This is a genomic window from Rhizobium sp. PL01 (assembly GCF_033447125.1).
In the GTDB taxonomy this organism is placed as follows: Bacteria; Pseudomonadota; Alphaproteobacteria; order Rhizobiales; family Rhizobiaceae; genus Pararhizobium.
Genome location: NZ_JAWQUM010000005.1, coordinates 62,378 through 78,922, shown reverse-complemented (window position 1 = coordinate 78,922; position 16,545 = coordinate 62,378). Strand labels below are relative to the sequence as shown.

General features: G+C 59.5%; 15 protein-coding genes. 1 reads left to right on the top strand and 14 read right to left on the bottom strand.

The window, feature by feature from the left end:
* Nucleotides 1-27: 27 nt before the first annotated feature.
* The 12 genes from R6X40_RS13545 to trpS all read right to left on the bottom strand — a co-directional run bounded on the left by R6X40_RS13545 (nt 28) and on the right by trpS (nt 11,102).
* Nucleotides 28-447 (bottom strand): helix-turn-helix domain-containing protein, encoded by a 420-nt coding sequence (locus tag R6X40_RS13545; RefSeq protein ID WP_318414323.1) that lies wholly within the window; start codon nt 445-447, stop codon nt 28-30.
* 155 nt (nt 448-602) lie between these two features.
* Complete coding sequence (gene lnt, locus R6X40_RS13540) at nt 603-2,192, bottom strand: apolipoprotein N-acyltransferase (RefSeq protein ID WP_318414322.1); 1,590 nt, start codon at nt 2,190-2,192, stop codon at nt 603-605.
* Between the two features lie 155 nt (nt 2,193-2,347).
* A complete protein-coding gene (locus R6X40_RS13535) occupies nt 2,348-3,511 on the bottom strand; it encodes a hemolysin family protein (protein ID WP_318414321.1) in 1,164 nt (387 codons plus the stop codon).
* Nucleotides 3,512-3,523: 12 nt separating this feature from the next.
* Nucleotides 3,524-4,030, bottom strand: coding sequence for an rRNA maturation RNase YbeY (ybeY, locus tag R6X40_RS13530; protein WP_318414320.1), 507 nt, complete (start codon nt 4,028-4,030; stop codon nt 3,524-3,526).
* Nucleotides 4,031-4,048: 18 nt separating this feature from the next.
* Nucleotides 4,049-5,104, bottom strand: coding sequence for a PhoH family protein (locus R6X40_RS13525; RefSeq protein WP_318414319.1), 1,056 nt, complete (start codon nt 5,102-5,104; stop codon nt 4,049-4,051).
* Nucleotides 5,105-5,132: 28 nt separating this feature from the next.
* Nucleotides 5,133-6,533, bottom strand: coding sequence for a tRNA (N6-isopentenyl adenosine(37)-C2)-methylthiotransferase MiaB (gene miaB / locus R6X40_RS13520; protein WP_318414318.1), 1,401 nt, complete (start codon nt 6,531-6,533; stop codon nt 5,133-5,135).
* A gap of 69 nt (nt 6,534-6,602) precedes the next feature.
* Nucleotides 6,603-7,391 carry a lysophospholipid acyltransferase family protein gene (locus R6X40_RS13515; protein WP_318414317.1) on the bottom strand — a complete coding sequence of 263 codons (789 nt, stop codon included), beginning with the start codon at nt 7,389-7,391 and terminating at the stop codon, nt 6,603-6,605.
* 149 nt (nt 7,392-7,540) lie between these two features.
* On the bottom strand, nt 7,541-8,053 hold the full coding sequence (locus R6X40_RS13510) for an N-acetyltransferase (protein WP_318414316.1): 513 nt from the start codon (nt 8,051-8,053) through the stop codon (nt 7,541-7,543).
* Nucleotide 8,054: 1 nt separating this feature from the next.
* Nucleotides 8,055-8,720 carry a tRNA (adenosine(37)-N6)-threonylcarbamoyltransferase complex dimerization subunit type 1 TsaB gene (gene tsaB / locus R6X40_RS13505; protein WP_318414315.1) on the bottom strand — a complete coding sequence of 222 codons (666 nt, stop codon included), beginning with the start codon at nt 8,718-8,720 and terminating at the stop codon, nt 8,055-8,057.
* Nucleotides 8,721-8,766: 46 nt separating this feature from the next.
* Nucleotides 8,767-9,333, bottom strand: a complete 567-nt coding sequence (locus R6X40_RS13500; protein WP_318414314.1) for a NifU family protein — start codon at nt 9,331-9,333, stop codon at nt 8,767-8,769.
* A gap of 156 nt (nt 9,334-9,489) precedes the next feature.
* Nucleotides 9,490-9,981: a universal stress protein gene (locus tag R6X40_RS13495; RefSeq protein ID WP_037104521.1), complete on the bottom strand. Its 492-nt coding sequence runs from the start codon at nt 9,979-9,981 to the stop codon at nt 9,490-9,492.
* 53 nt (nt 9,982-10,034) lie between these two features.
* Complete coding sequence (gene trpS / locus R6X40_RS13490; RefSeq protein ID WP_318414313.1) at nt 10,035-11,102, bottom strand: tryptophan--tRNA ligase; 1,068 nt, start codon at nt 11,100-11,102, stop codon at nt 10,035-10,037.
* Nucleotides 11,103-11,519: 417 nt separating this feature from the next.
* Here trpS and R6X40_RS13485 point away from each other — a divergent pair, with 417 nt between their 5' ends.
* Complete coding sequence (locus R6X40_RS13485; protein ID WP_318414312.1) at nt 11,520-12,002, top strand: YcbK family protein; 483 nt, start codon at nt 11,520-11,522, stop codon at nt 12,000-12,002.
* Between the two features lie 11 nt (nt 12,003-12,013).
* On the opposite strand, the gene murJ is transcribed toward R6X40_RS13485, so the two are convergent.
* Both murJ and R6X40_RS13475 read right to left on the bottom strand, forming a co-directional pair.
* Entirely contained in the window at nt 12,014-13,606 is a 1,593-nt protein-coding gene (gene murJ, locus R6X40_RS13480) for a murein biosynthesis integral membrane protein MurJ (RefSeq protein WP_318414311.1), read from the bottom strand.
* Nucleotides 13,603-16,449, bottom strand: a complete 2,847-nt coding sequence (locus tag R6X40_RS13475) for a [protein-PII] uridylyltransferase (RefSeq protein ID WP_318414310.1) — start codon at nt 16,447-16,449, stop codon at nt 13,603-13,605. The genes murJ and R6X40_RS13475 overlap by 4 nt, the downstream gene beginning before the upstream one ends.
* Between the last annotated feature and the right edge of the window lie 96 nt (nt 16,450-16,545).

The following is a 16,545-nucleotide window of genomic DNA, read 5'->3' as shown; positions in this document are numbered from 1 at the left end:
CTTTCATTCTCGGTCTTCACGTCAGCCTTATTCGGCTTCCGCTTCTGCTGCCAAAGCCTTGACGAGGTCCACAAGCTTGCGGCGCACCTTGGGATCGCCAATCTTGACGAATGCGCGGTTAAGCTGAAGGCCCTCCGAGGACGACAGGAAATCGACCACGTAGTTTGAGCTCGATGCTTCTGCCATGCCAGACGCACCGGTTGAAGAATCGCCCGGTGCATCTTCGAAAAAGAAAGATACCGGAACATTCAAGATGTTTGAGATGTTCTGAAGGCGGCTGGCGCCGACCCGGTTCGTGCCTTTTTCATATTTCTGGATTTGCTGGAAGGTGATCCCGAGAGCCTCTCCGAGTTTCTCCTGGCTCATGCCCAGCATGGTGCGGCGAAGACGAATCCGGCTACCGACATGAATGTCGATAGGATTCGGCTTCTTTTTGTTTTCTATCATAGCGGTTTCCTAATAAGCGAAGTTTCAGTTGCTCCATAACCTGGACACTTGCCGAGAGCAGACTACACGTCACGTTGTGTAGCCGGGGCGGAAACCCCCCGAACATAGGTGAAGATCGATGGTGAATACCACTATGCAATTTTAGGGGTTTTTGGTCAATTCTCTCGCAGAATAAAACTTGTGCGGGAAATAACGGCGAATCCGAGAAGAAGACACGCGAGTAGCATCCCGTTTCGCCGCTGCTCACGTGGTTCCATTAGCAAAGCAAGCTTTCCCGGCAAAAGTGTGTCCACGAAGCCTTGGGTGCCGAACGGAAATCCAGTCACAACTTCACCGCGGGCGTTGACGACAGCGGAAATACCGCTGTTGGCATCACGGATCAACGGCAAGCCGGTTTCAACAGAACGAAGCTGGGCCTGCTGGAAGTGCTGATAGGGGCCGGGCGTATTGCCGAACCATGCGTCATTGGTGAGGTTCAACAACGCATTTGCCTGCAGCGCATCATTGCCAATTTCGGCTGGAAAGATCGCCTCGTAGCAGATCAGCGGATAAAACGTCTTTCCGCCAGGCAAAGTCAGCAGCGATCGCGTCGCAGCAGCCGAGAAGCCACCGGGCATAGCCACCGTATCCAGCCCCGCTGCCGACAGGAGGCTTTCCAGTGGTAGATATTCGCCAAAGGGGACAAGGTGAACCTTATCGGACGCACCGACGATCTGGCCGCGGTCATCAATGACGTAGATCGAATTGTAGTAGCGTGGCGGCTGCCCCGCGCCGGCATCCTCGGCCCGAACAGCACCAGCGATCAGAATCTGGCCATCATGGAGGACATCGGCAATCCGCAGCAATGCGTCCGGATTCTCCGTCAGGATGAACGGAACGGCGGTTTCAGGCCAGATGATGATGTCCGGCCGCTTGCCCCCATTTTCGGCCGGCGCCTGCGTTAGCTTGAGATGTTCTTCAAAAATCGCCATCCGCTCATTGTCATCGAATTTCTTCGATTGGTCGATCAGCGGCTGAACGAGGCGAAACGTGACCGCCGGATCGACCGGCGGCGGCAAAGGCTGGCCAAGGCGATAATATCCATAGCCGAAATGAGCGGCAATCAGCAGCACCGCGACGCTGAGCCCGAACCGCATGCCCTTGCGCGTGCCGATCAGTGCTGGGGCTGCAAAAACGAAAACGGCAAGCAACGTCACGCCGCCGAGGCCAATGATGGACGCCGACTGCATCATCAGCGGAACGGGCATGGCCGCATAACCGATCGCATTCCAAGGAAAGCCGGTCAGCACGAAGCTCCGCAGCCATTCAAACAGACCGAAAGCAAAGGCAAGGGCAGCGATCCGGCCGAGGCCATCCGACCACAAGATGCGGGCGATTGCCGTTGCGAAGGCATAGAAGAATGCGAGGAACGCTGGGACGCCGATCACCGCAAGCGGCACAGCCCAGGCAAAATCATCCGCTTCGACAAGAAGCGCATTGCCCAGCCACCACAGACCGCCGAGGAAATAGCCGAAGCCGAAACACCAGCCTATCCAAAATGCCGGGACGCTGCGCCTGAACAATCCATGGTCGGGATTTCCCGACGCGCCATCGATCAGCCAGACGAGAATGGGAAATGACAGAAACGGCGCCGCGAAAATACCGAAGGGCGGCAACGCAAAAACGGCAATCAAACCGGCGACGAAGGCGACAAGAGCCCGGCGGGCTCCCGACAACAGCATGATCCTGCCCGCAAGCCACTCCATTCACTTCCCCCAATCGGCGCAAAACGCCACCCGGCCATCTGCACAGCAAAAGGCGTGCGCAAAAACCGTCAATCCGAATCAACGTGGGGCAGTGTTCCAAAAAAGCGGCTGCTTGTCCCGTCCGGAAAGGCGTTTTAGCCCTCCGAGCGTCGGGCCTAGCCGGTTTCGCGCAGTGATTTTTCCGGTTCCGCGGCTGGCGTAGCCTCAAATCCCACATCCTCTTCGCCCTTTGACGGGCGGCGGCGGGCCGGTGGGCGCTTGCGAACAATCCGAACGCGCTTCACACGGCGCGGATCGGCATCAAGAACCTGGAATTCGAAGCCGGGGATTGCCTGAACCACCTCGCCCCGTGCCGGAATGCGGCCAAGTGCAGCAAAGACCAGTCCGCCAAGCGTATCGACATCTTCAAGCTGTTCGCGCACATCGAAATCCGGGCCGATTGCCGCAGCAATCTCTTCCAGTTCGACACGGGCATCGGCAACGAAAACGTCGTCAGAGGTTTTTGCAAACATGACCTCTTCATCGTCATGCTCGTCTTCGATATCGCCGACAACCATTTCGACGATATCTTCAAGTGAGGCGAGGCCATCGGTTCCGCCGTATTCGTCGATCACCAGCGCCATCTGAATACGGGCGGCCTGCATGCGCTGCATCAGATCCGAGGCATGCATGGACGGCGGCACGAACAGGACCTGGCGGATGATGCCGGCCTCTTCGACCGTCTTTGACAGATCGATACGGCCGAGATCGAAACTTGGCTTCAACTGGCGAACCGGCTTCTCGGGCTTTTCCGCCGCACCAACCGTTGTACTCGCGGTTGAACGGCTACCGTTGCGCCGCTTGTTGCGAGCCTGTTTGGTGACATAGGCAAGCAGGTCGCGGATATGGACCATGCCGCGTGGATCATCAAGGCTTTCGCTGTAAACCGGCATGCGTGAGCGGCCGGATTCTTCGAAGATGACCATCAACTCGCCAATGGTGATGCTGAGATCCACTGCCTCGATATCGGCCCGCGGGACCATGACATCCTCGACACGTATTTCGCGGAACCGCAGGATATTGTTGAGCATGGCGCGTTCGGCCGGCGAAAAGGCCGTATCGCCATCGGCAGCACCCGTCATCAACGCATCGGTAAGATCGTCACGAAGGCTGGAGGCATTGCCCGCACGCCAGATCCTGGCTGCACGGCTCCAGAAGGAGGAGCCTGACTTGCCGTTCTCAGGTTTCTGGGCGGTGCTACTACTGCCCGCTTCGTCCTGACTGGAGGCTTCCGCCTCGTCTCTTGCAACCGGGGCCGGCTGCGCTCTAAAATCGCTCATTGTTCCAAACTATCAAACGGGATCACTGTCCCCATAGGGATCAGATAAACCAAGACCGGCTAAAATGCGAGTCTCCAGGCTCTCCATTCTTTCGGCATCACTCTCAACGAGGTGATCATAGCCGAAAAGATGCAGAAATCCATGCACCAGGAGGTGGGTCAGGTGCTCATCGAAAGGCTTGCCGAGATCATCGGCCTCCCGAACCAGCGTCTCATGGGCAAGAATGATATCGCCGAGCATGGGTCCCGGCATCTTGCCGGGTAAGAGCGGAAAAGCAGGGAAAGACAGGACGTTGGTCGGCTTGTCCTGGCTGCGCCATTCCGCGTTGATCGCCCGGATGGAGGTATCGTCAGTGAAAACCAGCGACACTTCTGGGGATACTTTCGGGAACGGCTGCTTTTCTTCACGCTTCAAGAAATCTGCGCTCGCGCCAAGAACACGCTCGCTGAGCACGAGAAGGTCATCTTCGGAGGGCCAAGGGCCCTCCTCTACACTGATCTGAATATCAAGGATCGTCATGATTGGCTTGCTGCCGCCTTAGCGGTCGCTCTGCTCGCTTTCGTCATGCACCGCCGTCGTTGCCTCATAGGCGCGAACGATGCGGGCAACCATTGGATGGCGGACAACATCGACGTCCTTGAAGCGGACGACCGACACGCCTTCGACACCCTTAAGGATCTGCAGAGCCTCGACAAGGCCGGACTTGACACCGCGCGGCAGGTCGACCTGGCTTGGGTCACCCGTCACGATCATCCGGCCGTTCTCGCCAAGACGCGTCAGAAACATCTTCATCTGCATCGCCGTGGTGTTCTGCGCCTCATCAAGGATGACGGCGGCATTGGCCAGCGTGCGTCCGCGCATAAAGGCGAGAGGCGCAATTTCGATCACGCCGGCGGTGATCGCCCGCTCGACCTTGTCGCCGGGCATCATGTCGTAGAGTGCGTCATAAAGCGGCCGAAGGTAAGGATCGACCTTGTCCTTCATATCGCCGGGCAGGAAGCCAAGGCGTTCGCCCGCTTCGACGGCGGGGCGCGAAAGCACGATGCGATCGACGGCACCGCGCTCCAGAAGCTGGGCGGCATGGGCGACAGCAAGGTAGGTCTTACCGGTACCGGCCGGGCCAACACCGAACACCAGTTCGGACCGCTCCAGCGCGCGCATATAGGCGTCCTGCGTCGGCGTGCGGGCCGCGACGGTCTTCTTGCGCGTCGAAATCTGCGCGAGGTTCAGTTTGGCTTTCTTTTCCATGGTCGGCAACTGTAGCTGGTCGTCAGCAGCGACGGCCATACGAATGGCGCCCTCGACATCGGATGTCTCAACGGTGCTGCCGTTCTGCAGGCGCCCGTAGAGATAATCGAGTGCCCGCCGGGCCTGATTGGTGGCGATCACTTCGCCTGAGATCGAAACGGAATTGCCGCGCGGCCGAGCATCGATATGCAGCCGCTGTTCGATCAACTTGAGGTTCTGGTCGAACTGGCCAAAGAGTTCGCTGGCGAACCGGTTGTTTTCGAATGTAAGCACAAAGTGATTGACGTCTGTCGCGGATGTTTTCGACTGGCGCGGCGAAGATGAAACCAATTCGTGTCCGTTCAAGCGGTCAGGCTCCTTGAGTTAGCGGACCTCAGCTTACCACTTCGGCAAACAGACTGTTAGGCCCCGCACCAGTGATTCGTACAGAAACAATGTCACCGATTTGCGATGAGTTTGCATCAACATTCACGGACTGCAGCCAGGGCGAGCGGCCGATCAACTGCCCCGGCATGCGGCCGGGCTTCTCCAGAAGCAGGTCGATCGTCTTGCCGATACACTGTTGAGCAAACTCGTTTTGCTGTTTTAGCAACAAAGCTTGCAATCTTTCCAATCGCTTGGCTTTAACGTCTTCCGGCACCTGATCTTCGAGGTCCGCGCCCGGCGTTCCCGGACGGGTCGAATACTTGAATGAAAATGCCTGTGCATAACCAACCGTCTCGACCAGACGAAGCGTATCTTCGAAATCCTCGTCGGTCTCACCGGGAAAACCGACGATGAAATCGCCCGACAGCGCAAGATCGGGACGTGCCGCCTTGATGCGGGCGATCAGTGCGATGTACTCGGCCGTCGTATGGCGCCGGTTCATTGCCTTCAGGATGCGGTTGGAGCCGGACTGGATCGGCAGATGCAGATAGGGCATCAACTGCTTCAGGTCGCGATGAGCTTCGATCAGGCTGTCTTCCATGTCGCGCGGATGGCTGGTGGTGTAGCGCAGGCGGGCAAGGCCCTCGATCCGCGCCAGACGATGCAGAAGCTGCCCGAGACCCCATTTTTCGCCGTCTGCGCCAAGGCCGTGCCAAGCGTTGACGTTCTGGCCAAGCAAGGTGATCTCGCGCACGCCGGCATCGACCAGCTTCTGGGCTTCGGTGACGATCTGGGCCACCGGCCGGGAGACCTCGGAGCCGCGCGTGTACGGCACGACGCAGAAGGTACAGAACTTGTCGCAGCCTTCCTGCACGGTGAGGAAGGCTGTCACGCCCCTCGCCTTGGTCTTGGCCTTGTCCGGCGCCGGCAGGTGCTCGAACTTGTCCTCGATGGCATAATCGGTTTCCAGCACGCGCTCGCCACGCTGGACGCGCTTCAGTGCTTCGGGCAGCCGGTGATAGGTTTGCGGGCCGATGACGAGATCGACGGCAGGCGCGCGGCGCAGGATTTCGTCGCCCTCGGCCTGCGCGACGCAACCGGCAACACCGATCATCATTTCGCGGCCTTCGCTGGCTTTTTTCTTCTTCAGGTCACGCAGCCGCCCGAGCGCCGAGTAGACTTTCTCGGCGGCTTTCTCGCGGATGTGACAGGTGTTCAAGAGAACGAGATCGGCGTCTTCCATGACGTCGGTCGAAACGTAGCCATCCTTGGCCAGCGCATCCGTCATCCGGTCGGAATCGTACACGTTCATCTGACAGCCGTAGGTCTTCACGAAGACCTTGCGGACCGGCGGGCTTTCGAGAGCCATGTCAGGCTTTACGGATAAAACGGCGATTTCCTGTGTCATGCCCGGTTCCATAGAGCATAGAGGGGCCAAATTGAAGCCCCATCCCATTCCAAACGATCTCTTACTCGCTCAGCGGCCACGCAGCTTGAGCGCCAGCATCTCGCGGATGCTCTTCTCCACCTGACGGCTGACGACCTTGCGGTTGCTGTCTGCCGTGTAGGTGATCTGTTCGCCGTAGATCACATCGACATCGACCGCGCCCTCATGGAGGATACCGAGCAGATGCGGTCCAAGGGGAATATCGCCCGGCCAGGCGGCGACCGGGCGGTGATAGCGGCCCATCGGCATGCCGTGAATGCCTGTATAGGCAATGGCGACGGGCTGCACATGGACGGCACCGGTCGGCGACATCGGCACGGCGGCGGCGGCGGCGCCAAACAGCGACGTCTTGATCTCCAGCAGCCGGTTGCCATCCGAAGTCGTGCCTTCGGGAAACAGAACGACGATCTCGCCATTGGCCAGCCGCTTGCCGATCTCGTTGACCTGATTGCCAGTCGTGCGCTTCTGATCACGCGTGATGAAGATCGTCGCCTGCAGCCGCGCGAGAAGGCCAAATACCGGCCAGGCCTTGACGTCGGACTTGGCGACGAACACGACATCGGCGATCGAGCCGAGAACGAGAATATCCTTCCAGCTGGCGTGGTTCGACACCAGCATCAGCGGCCGCTGCCGGTCCGGCGTGCCATGGACACGAACGCGGATACCGACCAGGCGGCAGGCCATGCGGTGCCACAGGCGCGGCAGCGTGCGGCGTTGCGGCGTGTCCAGCCAGAGAAAAAGAATCTGCACCGGTGCCATGACGAGCGTGGCAACCACCAGAACCGTCATGCAGAGCGCGACGCGCAACCAGTTGATCACGCGCGGCTTCCCAGCACGATGTTTGGCATCACCATCTGCGGCGGGACGCCGCGTCTATCGTGATCTCTGCATGGTCTGTTGGGATTGCGGTGCAAGCGCGTTTTCTCTTCCAGGTCCGCTTCAAATCAGTCGGTTCAAGGCGGGTACGGCTAGCCAAGATCGAGGCGCATGACAAGGGCGCCGGTTTTAGCGCCGTTAACATCTTGATAATATGCACGTCTCTCACCGACCTTGGCAAAGCCGAGCTTCCGGTAAAGAGCGATGGCGGCGATATTGGTCTCGTCGACTTCGAGGAAAACAGCTTCGGCAGCCTGATCGCGTGCCTCACGCAATGCTGCCCGCATCAACCGCCAACCGAGGCCCAGGCGCGAAAACCGCGGATCGATGCCGATGGTCAGGATTTCCGCTTCCCCGCCCGCAACACGCGACAGGACAAAGCCGCCGGCAAGCGGTTGCGTGATAAACGGCCGCGTATAAGCGTTGCTCTGGCGGGCGATGAAGCCGAAAACGGTATCCTGGATCAGCAGCGAATGCAGTTCCCCATCGCTCCAGGCATGGGTGAAGCGCGATTTGTGGATAGCGGCGGCCTGCGGCAGGTCTGCCGTTTCCAGGGCGAAGATTTCGAATTCCGGTTTGCGGACGAAATAGTCGGTCAGCGACATCTTATGCTCGCGCCACCGCAAAACCGGCCTGCGACTTGACGTCTGGGCCTCGCAGATAAAGCGGGCTCGGCTTGCCCTGCGAAGGATCAGCGGCGGCTCCGAGCCGGCCGACGAGACGGATATCCGTGAGGTCCGTTTGCGCAGCGTTTTCGAGCGGAGGGTCGGTCAGATGTTTGGCGGCGGTACCGCAGATGAGACCGTCGAAATCGGCAAACAGTCTCTGCGCCTCCGGAATTTCAAGCATCAGTGCTTCGCTGCGCGGCGTGCCGTCTGCCTCGAAACTTTGGCAATAAAGCTCTTCGCGCTTGGCATCGATCGTCGCCAGTATGGCGCGCTCCGGATGCGCTTCGCGGGCAGCTTCTGCAATGGCGGCAAGTGTTGTGATGCCGGCGGCAGGCACATTCAGCGCCAGCGCAAAACCACGGGCTGCGGCCACGCCGACGCGGATGCCGGTGAACGAACCAGGGCCGACAGTGACGGCGATGCGATCGATATCCGCAAGCACCTTGCCAGCTGCCGCCAGCGCTTCATCGATAAAGCCCATAAGCTGCTCGGCATGGCCACGGCCAATATCCGCGCCAGCGGAAGCCACTACCGTATCAGTGGCGCTGTCATAGACTGCAGCAAAGCAGCCCGTCCCAGCCGTATCAATGGCCAGGACGATCATGCTTTTTCAACTGTGATGGATAGTCGCTGCACGGAGGAACGCTCGCTCAGACGGCTTCGACCGCCTGCACTTCAGGGATGAAATGGTGAAGCAGGTTCTGCACGCCGTGCTTCAACGTTGCCGTCGAGGACGGGCAGCCGGCGCAGGCGCCCTTCATGTTGAGGAAGACGGTGCCATCGCGAAAACCCTTGAAGGTGATGTCACCACCATCCTGGGCAACAGCCGGGCGAACGCGGGTTTCCAGCAATTCCTTGATGGTCGCGACGATCGTTTCGTCGCCTTCCTCAAAGAACTCGCCGTCCTGATCGCTTTCTTCAGCGCGCGTGTGGACTGCCATGACCGGCTGGCCGGACATGAAATGCTCCATGATCGAACCGAGGATCGCAGGCTTCAGGTGCTGCCATTCCTGCGCATCCTTGGTAACGGTGATGAAATCATAACCGAAATAGACGCCGGTGACGCCGGGGATCATGAACAGGCGCGCAGCAAGAGCGGAGCCGGCTGCGGCTTCTTCCTCATCACGGAATTCCGCCGTGCCGTTTTCCATCACCACCTTGCCAGGCAGGAATTTCAGCGTGGCGGGGTTCGGCGTGGCTTCGGTCTGGATGAACATGTCTTTGCTCCGCGTCGGCCGGGATCGGGTTCAACCAGCCTGTTTAGAATTATTCAAAAGAATATAAGCGGTTTGGTCGCTGGCTTCAAGATGCATGGACCAGCGTTTCGGCCGCCCCAGGATCAATTCCGTTGATCCTGCCACCCATGGCCGGTCTCAACTTAGCGCGTCGATTTCCTCGTCCGTCAGCAAATCCGGTATGACCGTAACCGGAATCGGGAATGCTGCGGTCTTGCCGGCGATTGAAGAGACCAGCGGACCCGGCCCATCCTTGGCCGAACCGGCGGCCAGCACGAGGATGGCGATATCGCGATCTTCCTCGATCAGGCTGTAGATCTGGTCCGTCGCGCCACCTTCACGAATGACCATTTCCGGTTCGATACCGATTGTCTCGCGCACCGTCTGGGCAATCTTGGCAAGCGTTGCCTCAGCCTCGGCGCGGGCTTCCGCCCGCATGATGCCCTCGACACCCAGCCATTGCTGGAAGTCGGCATCGGCGATGACATAGAGCAGAACCAGACCGCCATTGGAGTTTTTGGCGCGCATGCCGGCATAGTGGACGGCGCGGCCGCATTCCGGCGTATCGTCGATCACCGCCATGAATTTGCGGCGGTGACCTTCCAGTCTTGAGAGTCGTGTTGAAACCATGAGGCGACTCTTACACCCGATATTTCTGGCTGCAAGGACTCATTTGCGGCGAATTATTGCAAGAAGCCGACGATTTCACGGACCTGTTTCATCGTCACTTCTGCCCGTGCACGAGCCCGTTCGCCGCCATCACGCAGGATACCGTCAATATGGGTGGTGTCGCCCATCAGACGGCGCATTTCGCCCGAGATCGGGGCAAGAACGGTCACGGCCAGATCAACCAGCGCCGGCTTGAAGACCGAGAACTGCTGGCCGCCAAACTCACCGAGAACCTCCTGTTTGGTCTTGTCCGACAAAGCCGCGTAGATGCCGACGAGATTGTCGGCTTCGGGACGGCCCTTCAGTCCATCGACTTCGCTTGGCAAGGCATCCGGATCGGTCTTCGCCTTGCGGATCTTCTTCGAGATCATGTCGGCATCGTCCATCAGGTTGATGCGTGACAGGTCGGACGCATCCGACTTCGACATCTTCTTGGTGCCGTCACGCAGGGACATGACGCGCGGCGCCGGACCGCCGATCAGTGGCTCGACCATCGGGAAATAGGCATGCACCGGCTCTTCGCCGACCTTGATATCGATGCCGTAATCGGTCCGGCGGATATGGTCGCCGAAGTCGATGTTGAACTTCTGGGCAATATCGCGGGCAAGCTCCAGATGCTGCTTCTGGTCATCGCCGACAGGCACATGGGTGGCGCGGTAGACGAGAATGTCGGCGGCCATCAGGCTCGGATAGGCCAAGAGCCCGAGTGACATCTGCTCGGCATTCTTGCCGCCAGACTTGTCCTTGAACTGGGTCATGCGTTCCATCCAGCCGATGCGGGCGACGCAATTGAAGATCCAGGCCAGCTCGGCATGCTGCGGCACGGCCGACTGGTTGAAGACGATGTGCTTTGACGGATCGATGCCCGAGGCGATGAAGGCGGCGGCGATCGAGCGGATCTGGCCGGGCATGTCCTCATGCACCAGCTGCGCGGTGATCGCGTGCAGATCGACGACGCAATAGATGCAGTCATTGTTTTCCTGCAGCGCCACGAACTTGCGGATCGCGCCGAGATAATTGCCGAGGTGGAGATTGCCTGTCGGCTGGACGCCGGAAAAAACGAGCGGCTTGAATTCTGACATCGTGTCCTCATTCGGGCTTGTGGAGGGCCCGGCCTCTGTTGCTGTTGGCGGGCTTATGCACACTGGAATAGCGGCGATCAAGAGGCGCACGCTCTACGCTGGCAGCAAATTCCACCCATGGCGAAGGAACGGGCCGCCAAAGGCTTTGAATCCAAAGACCTGAATTGGAATTTTTTCCTCTAATGTTCCGCTTGCATTAACGAAGAAGGCGGCAATACGGCATAGCTAATTAGAGCTACAAGAAGAAAATTTCATAAAATTGCTTTATTTCGGATGAATTTGCCAATCCGCGACTACACCCAGGTTCCCAGCCGAGTTCATTCCGCTGTACCGCGCGCAAAAGGGCGCGTCGAACCGACATTTGCATGTGCCCCGATCCAGCACCGGATGCTGAAGGGGGCATGCCAAAGGATTGTCATGCGTAACCTATTATCCCTCGCTCTTGCGTGCCTGCTCGCCGTTTCCAATTTCGCTATCGCCGAGGCCACGGACGACCGCCCGCGCAAAGCGAAACTGCCCGTGCATACCAGAACCACGGCCTATGCCGTCCAGACCGTATCGGTCAGAACCGGCTGCTTTTCACCGCGTCTCGAGGGCATTTTGGCGCATATCGCTGCGAAAACCGGCCGCCGGCCGCTGGTGACCTCTGGTCATCGGCCGCGCTCCCATCGTTCCGGCTCAATGCACCGGTTTTGTCAGGCGGCCGATATCCGCGTGCCCGGTGTTTCGGAAAGCGCTATACTCGCGGCAGCACGAACCGCCCCGGGCATCGGCGGCATCGGCCGCTATTGCAATGGTATCGTCCATGTCGATACCGGAGCCCGGCGTCAATGGGCCTATTGCGGCAAGTCGAAGCGCCACTTCCTCAGCGCCAAGCGCCGTTCGGGAAAGCGCGCGTAACGGCTGTTTCTTTAGCTATCTGCTGGCGGCGGTGCAGCCGCAGCACCCTTGCGTTTGATGTTGCGCCGGATCATCGACAGATCCGCTCCACCGATCAGGAAAGCGACGGCGAAGTATACGACCATCGAGACGCTGATCAGAATTCCAAGCGCGCCCAGCTTCGTCCAGAACGGCGACCCTGATGCCAGCGAGACGGCAAAGACACTGCGCAGATAATAGAGAACGCCGCCCATGATCGACGCGGCAACGATCAAAAGTACCGTACGGCGCAAGAGCGCCCATTCCCACGTGAGATGACCGCGCCACAGCAGCGTGCTGAAAAGCAGAACCGTACTGATCCAGCCAGCCGTGGCTTCGGCAACCGCGATGCCCGGCGCACCGAGGCGCGGAAACAACGTGATTGCCAGAGCGCAATTGGCGGCAACGGCAACGGCCGAGAACCGCATCGGCGTCTTGGTGTCCTCGCGGGCGTAGAAACCCGGCTGCAGCGCCTTGATCAGAACAAAGGCCGGCAGGCCAATGCCGTAAATGGCAAGGATCGAGCCGACGACAGCAGTATTCCCCGCATGGAAGGCGCCGCGCTCAAACAGCACCCGAATGATCTCATCAGAGAGTATCCAGAGGGCAAAAGCAGCCGGAATGGTCAGGAATAGCACGAATTCGATCGACCGGTTCTGCAGATATCCAGCTTCGCGCAGATGGCCGCCCTTCAGCGCGCGCGACAATTCCGGCAGCAGCACGACACCGACAGCGACGCCGACGACACCCAGCGGAAGCTGATAGATGCGGTCGGCATATTGCAGGGCGGCGATGGCGCCATCCTGTGCCGAGGCGATCGCCTGGCCGATCAACTGGTTGATCTGGGTGATACCGCCGGTGATGGCGGCGGGGACCGCCAGGATCAGCAGGCGTTTGACGTTGGGCGTAAAGCGGGGAAACTTGAGGCCGATGCTCATGCCGGCATGCCGGACGCCGAGATAGACGACCCCAAGCTGCAGCACGCCTGCCACCATGACGCCCCAGGACAGATACCAGGCAGTCGTGAGCGGATCGGCGCCAGTGTAGAGCGCATAAAACAGGGCACCGATCATCACGACATTGAGGAAAATCGGCGCGACGGCGGCAGCGAAGAAGTGATGCAGCGAATTGAGCATGCCGCTCATCATCGCGGTCAACGACATGCACATGAGATAGGGGAACATCACCATCGCCATACGCACGGTGAGGCTCGATTTCTCGACATCATCGGCAAAACCGGGCGCGATGACGAAGCGCACCAGAAGCGGCATCGACAGTTCCATCGCCATGGTGATCAGCAAAAGCACCGTGAACAGCACGCCGAACACTTCTTCGGAGAAACGCTTGGCGCCATCCGTGCCGTTGGCTTCGATCTCCTTGGAAAACAGCGGCACGAAGGCTGCGTTGAAGGCACCTTCGGCAAACAACCGGCGGAACAGATTGGGGAACCGGAACGCTGCATAAAAGACGTCAGCCATCGGGCCAGTGCCAAGTGCCGCCGCCATCAGCATTTCACGGGCGAAACCGAAGATGCGGCTGCCGAGCGTGGCGCCGCCGACGGTCATGAATTTCTTGACGAGGCTCATGATTCTGCCTTGGTTTTTTTGGCACCGGTAACAGAGCGCGTGTGTTGCGGCGCGATCATGCCGGAGGGCATGCGGTCGCGCATCTCGTCCGCTTCGTCCGACATCACGGCCTTCAGCCGCGCAATGATATTGCTCTGCCGGGCCTCGTTGGTGATCTTCTGGCCGACGAGGTCGGTGACATAAAACGTGTCGATGACCTTCTCGCCGAAAGTGGTGATGTGCGCCGAGGCAATGTCGAGCGACAGATCGGACAATACGGCGGTGACTTCCGACAACAGGCCGGTGCGATCAAGGCACTCGACCTCGATGACGGTGAACTTGTTTGACAGGCTGTTGCTGATGGTGACGGCCGGCGGCACCGTGAAGGCCTTGTTGCGCTTGCGGTGTTTCGTGCGGCTGGCGATTACCTCCGGCAGGCGCTTCTTGCCCGACAGGACATCCTCGATCATCTTGCCGATATTCGCCGCCCGGCGCATCTCGTCATCATCGACCGGAAACTCGCGGGTAATCAGAATCGTATCCAGCGCCCGGCCGTCCGAGGTCGTGAAAATCTGCGCATCGACAATGTTGGCGCCAGCGGCGGCACAGGCGCCTGCGATGACGGCCAGCAGACGCGGATGGTCCGGCGACAGGATGGTGATCTCGGTGATGGCGTGGAACTGGTGCGTGCGCACCATCGTCGCCAGCGCGCGGCCAGTCTTGTCAGCCTCGCGAATGAAGCGGGCGTGGCGCAACTGGTCTTCGAGCGGCACGGACAACAAATAGGGCTGGTAGTGCAGCTTGGTATAGGTCTTGCGGTCCTTCTGGCTCCAATCCGCCAAAGCCTCGAACAGCACATCGGCCGCATGCGCCGCACGCTCCTTGCGCGGCAGATCGGAAAAGCCGCCTGATAACAGCAGTTCGGTCTCGTAATAAAGCGTCCGTAGCAGCTGGCCCTTCCAGCCGTTCCAGACACCTGGACCGACGGCGCGGATATCGGCGATCGTCAGGATCAAGAGCATTTTCAGACGGTCGAGCGATTGCACCTTTTCGGTGAAGTCGATGATCGTCTTGCGGTCGTTCAGATCGCGCGTCTGCGCCACCATCGACATGGTCAGATGCTCTTCGATCAGCCATGCCACCGTTTCGGTCTGCTTGGGCGTCATGCCGAAGCGCGGGCAAAGCTTGCGGGCGACCTTGGCGCCGGCGGTCGAGTGATCTTCCGGGCGGCCCTTTGCGACGTCATGCAGAAGGACGGCGACGAACAGCGCAGTGCGATCCTCGACGCCCGGCATCAGCTTGACGGCGAGCGGATGCAGCTCCTCGTCGCGGCCCTGATCGATCCTGGCCAGCACATCGACCGCACGCAGCAGGTGCTCGTCCACGGTATAGTGGTGATACATGTTGAACTGCATCAGCGAGACGATCTTGCCGAACTCCGGGATAAAGCGGCCAAGCACACCCGCCTCGTTCATCCGCCTCAAAATCAGCTCAGGATCGCGGCGCGAGGTCAGCATCGACATGAAGAGACGGTTGGCCTCCTCGTTATCACGCACGGCAGGCGTGATCAGTCCGAGCGATCGGGTGACCTGCTTCAGGGCAGCAGGATGGAACTCCAGCCCATTGATATCTGCCACATGAAAAATGCGGATCAGGTTGATCGGGTCGCGCTTGAAGATATCCGGGGTGGCCAGCGCAATGCGGCCGCCGTCATCGACGAATTCAAGGGTGCCAGCGATCTTGCGGATGCGGTGGGTGAAGCGGCTGAGCGCAGCGGTGAACCCCGGAAGCTGCTTGGCCTGCTGGTCCTCAAGGGCTGCGCAGAAGATGCGGGTGAGATCGCCGACACTCTTGGCGACCAGGAAGTAGTGCTTCATGAAGCGCTCGACGGCGGTCATGCCGGGGTGGTCGTGATAGCCGAGGCTTTCGGCGATCTCGCGCTGGATATCGAAGGATAGCCGCTCTTCCGCCTTTCCGGTCAGGAAGTGCATGTGGCAGCGCACCGCCCAGAGGAAATCGTCGGCTTTCTGGAACAGCGCGTATTCCTGCCGCGACAATACCCCGAGCTTGATGAGATCGGCCGAATCCTTCACCCGGTAGAAATATTTGGCGATCCAGAACAGCGTGTGGATGTCGCGCAGGCCGCCCTTGCCTTCCTTGACGTTCGGCTCGACGAGATAGCGCGTATCGCCGGCCTTGCGGTGGCGTTCATCGCGCTCGGCAAGTTTGGCAGCAATGAAATCGGGGCCGGTATTCTTGACGATTTCGCTATCGAAACGGATTTCCAGCTCGTCGGCCAGCTCCCTTGAACCGCAGATGAAGCGCGTTTCGAGAATGGCCGTGCGGATCGTCATGTCGCCGCGCGACAGCCGGATGCACTCCTCGATCGTGCGCGTGGCATGGCCGACCTTGAAGCCAAGGTCCCACAGGATATAGAGCATGAACTCGATGGCGGGCTCGGCCCAGACAGCCTTCTTCAACGGCAGCAGGAAAAGAAGATCGATATCGGAGCCAGGCGCCAGTGTACCACGGCCATAACCGCCGACGGCGGTGACGGCGATGCGGGTCCAAGGCTGTGCATTGGCAGCGTTGAAAACTTCGTTCAGCACGAAATCATGAAGAACGGTGATCAGCTGGTCCTGCAGCCAGGAAATCCGTTCGGCGCATTTCAACCCGCTGCCATCCTGGAGCAACAGTTCATGGGCCTTTTCGCGGCCGGCTAGATTGGCCTGCTTGAAGGCTGCGAGCAGTGCCTGGCGCATCATGTCGCGGTGTTCCGCATGCGCAGAAGCGATGAAACTGCACTTGGCCCTGAGTGCCGCAACATTCAGGATATCGGGAAATGACGTCTCATGTATGGTCATCAAAGGCCGACCGTCTTCCTGTCCGGCAGGCTCTGCGAGCCGCTGCTTGTGCATGCGCTATAGCCTTTTTGCCCGAGAATGGACAAGACTTTAGCG